Genomic DNA, 1,697 nt, shown 5'->3' on the forward strand with positions numbered 1-1,697 from the left:
GGGGCGGAGCCCCCGAATGGGCGCCGGCCCGCCCCGCTCCCTACTTCGCGTACGCCGCCCGGATCGCCTCCTCGACCGCCGTCCCCGCCGCCCGCCGGCTGAGCCCGAGTCGCACAACCCGTTCCGCATACTCCTGCGCCGCAGACGCCGCCGCCCGCTCAGCCGCATCCCCCGCCGCCGCGACAAACGTCCCGTTGCGCCCCCGCGTCTCGATCACCCCGTCGGTCTCCAGCGCCCGGTACGCCTTCGCCACCGTATTGGCCGCCAGCCCCAGCTCCTCGGCCAGCCCTCGTACGGTGGGCAGCTTGTACCCCACCGGGACCCGCCCGGAGCGGGCCTGGTCCGAGATCTGCGCCCGCACCTGCTCGAAGGGGGCGACGGCATCATTCGTATCCACAACGATCCTCAAGGTCACGCCGCTGATTCTCCTCCAGGGGAAAACAGGAGGCGACCGCACCACCCTCCTGCGTAACGTGGCTGCTCATGACTGTGATCATCCGTAGCTTCCGCCCGGCCGACGCCGAGGGATGGGTCCGGGTCCGACGGGCCGCCCTCCCGTTCATGGTGACCACCCCCGAACAGATCGCCTTCGACCTGGCCAACGCCCACCCCGACCGGCGCTTCCGCCCGCTGGTGGCCGAGCTGAACGGCGAGGTGATCGGCACGGCCCAGGTCGGCATCGCGCACGACGCGGCCGAGCCGGGCCAGGGCTTCATCAATGCCTACGTCCACCCCGAGCGCCTGGGCTTGGGCGCGGGCAGCCTCATCGTGCGGGCCGCCGAGACCTATCTCGCCGACGCGGGCGCCACCGCCGTCTACAGCTGGGTGCTGGACGGGCCCGCGAACCTGGCCTTCGCCGAGCGCCGCGGCTACCGGCCGAGCCGGTCGGCCCACTTCCTCCATCTGGACCTGGCGAACGGCGCCCTCCCGCCGCTCCAGGACCTGCCCCCCGGCGTCGAGTTGCGAACCGCGGCGGACTTCGCCGACGATCCGCGCCCGTTCTTCGAGGCCGACGCGGAGGCGGTCGCCGACGAGCCGAGCGACATCCCCACCTCGCTCTCGGACTACGAGGACTGGCTCCGCAGCACCTGGCGCCACCCGACCGCGGATCACGCACTCACCTCGGTCGCACTGGTGGACGGCGAGGTGGCCGCCTTCAGCATCGCCCAGACCGACGGCCTGACCCGCTACTCGTCGGGCGGGACCGGCACCCGTCGCGCCTACCGCGGCCGGGGTCTGGCGAAGCTGGCCAAGAACGACTCCCTGCACCGTGCCCGCGCGGCCGGATACACGGACGCCTACACCGGCAACGACGCCGGCAACGGCCCGATGCTGGCGATCAACAAGTGGTTCGGATACGAGATCTGCGCAACGGAGGTACGTCATGTCCGCGAGCTCGGTTGAGGTCACCCTCACCAAGGCGGGCCGTATCAAGGTCGGTTACCCGGCCCAGCTGCTCACCGACGACGGCACGCACATCGCCGTCCGCGCGGAGTGGGCCGGAACGGGGGTCCGTGACTTCGGTTTCGTACGGTTCGAGCCGGGCGACGTCTTCACCGAGCACTACTGGCGCGACCGCTGGTACGCCGTGAAGGAGGTCCGCTCCTCGGACGGCGTGCTCAAGGGCTGGTACTGCGACGTGACCCGCCCCGCGGTCCTCGACGGACACCAACTCACCGTCGAGGACCGCGGGGCGG

The 1,697-nt window shown here is 71.7% G+C and carries 3 protein-coding genes; 2 read left to right on the plus strand and 1 reads right to left on the minus strand.

All coding sequences use genetic code 11. The annotated features are described in order from the left end of the window. Positions 1-40: 40 nt before the first annotated feature. Entirely contained in the window at positions 41-415 is a 375-nt protein-coding gene (locus J0695_RS37690; protein WP_206969302.1) for a GntR family transcriptional regulator, read from the minus strand. Positions 416-483: 68 nt separating this feature from the next. Here J0695_RS37690 and J0695_RS37695 point away from each other — a divergent pair, with 68 nt between their 5' ends. Together J0695_RS37695 and J0695_RS37700 are read left to right on the plus strand one after the other, a co-directional pair. Beyond that, complete coding sequence (locus J0695_RS37695) at positions 484-1,404, plus strand: GNAT family N-acetyltransferase (RefSeq protein WP_206969305.1); 921 nt, start codon at positions 484-486, stop codon at positions 1,402-1,404. Beyond that, the coding region (locus J0695_RS37700; protein ID WP_206969307.1) for a ribonuclease FAU-1 family protein at positions 1,385-1,697 on the plus strand (313 nt) is incomplete at its 3' end. The genes J0695_RS37695 and J0695_RS37700, both read left to right, overlap by 20 nt.

The organism is Streptomyces beijiangensis, assembly GCF_017315755.1.
GTDB classification, from domain to species: domain Bacteria; phylum Actinomycetota; class Actinomycetes; order Streptomycetales; family Streptomycetaceae; genus Streptomyces; species Streptomyces beijiangensis.